1 protein-coding gene is annotated in these 1,034 nt (G+C 48.5%); it reads right to left on the bottom strand.

Translation table 11 applies throughout. The annotated features are described in order from the left end of the window. Positions 1-157: 157 nt before the first annotated feature. Positions 158-1,034 (bottom strand): methyl-accepting chemotaxis protein (locus ACOTYB_RS24780; protein ID WP_421765920.1); only part of this gene is annotated, 877 nt, incomplete at its 5' end.

Raw genomic sequence — 1,034 nt, 5'->3', positions numbered from 1 at the left:
CCGCGGTTCAAAAGAGCGTCAACTCTTGCGAACCTTCGAAAAAGCCACCTTGCCGGGTGGTTTTTTCGTTTTCAGAGCAAGAGATTACGACGCAACGGAAAGGATCTCAAGAAGATCATCTGTGATGTTCGACAGATATGGGGATATGCACCATGGCCTATCCGGCTTTAACTGAAATGGCGACATCCTTAACCGCAGTCTCAACCCCTGCAGCATTCCTCTGAATGCTGGTCATAACTTCACCCGCTTCGCGCATGAGTGTAACCCCTTTCCGAGTGTTCATCAGGCTGTTTTCAATGCCACAGAGAACATCCTTGGCCAGTTGACTATTGCTGGCCACGACTTGCTCAATTTCTTCAGTCGCGCTACTGACGCTCGCCGCAAGATTACGCACTTCTGCGGCAACAACCGCAAAACTTCTTCCGGATGCGCCAGCCCTTGCTGCTTCAATCGCGGCATTCAGTGCAATAAGTCTTGTCTGCATGGCAAACTTCCGGATGGTTTCCACCATATCGTCAATACTTTCAGACTGATTGTTGAGCCGTGAGATATCGGTGGAGACAGCCCCCATCCCCTGCGCAATTCTGTCAATCATAAGGATGCTATTTTCAATAACATTGGCACCGTTCTGCGCACTTTCTCGGGTCTGCACGGCCATATCCCATGCATGCACAGCAGCCTCTTGCTCTCTCTGGTTTCGCAGGACATCAGCCGTAACATCTGTAGCGAATTTCACAATTTTATAAAGCTGCCCATCACTGTTAAAGACAGGGTTATAAGTTGCACGGAACCACAGAGGGTCTCCCTGACGGTTAAGGCGTGGAAACAGACCAGAAAAAAACTCACCTTGATTCAGTCTCTCCCAGAAATGTCGGTATTCATCACTTTTGTAAAGCGTCTCGGCACAGAACAGACGATGATGCTTACCTATGATTTCATCCCGCTTATAGCCAGTGGCATTGACGAAATTTTCATTTGCTTCAAGCACGATCCCTTCAGGATTGAAGGTGATGATGGCCATAGAACGGTTTATG

This window comes from Enterobacter cloacae complex sp. IR5450, from assembly GCF_049238665.1.
In the GTDB taxonomy this organism is placed as follows: Bacteria; Pseudomonadota; Gammaproteobacteria; order Enterobacterales; family Enterobacteriaceae; genus Enterobacter; species Enterobacter hormaechei_C.
The sequence above is the reverse complement of the archived record's forward strand: the minus strand, read 5'-3'. Positions and strand labels throughout refer to the sequence as shown.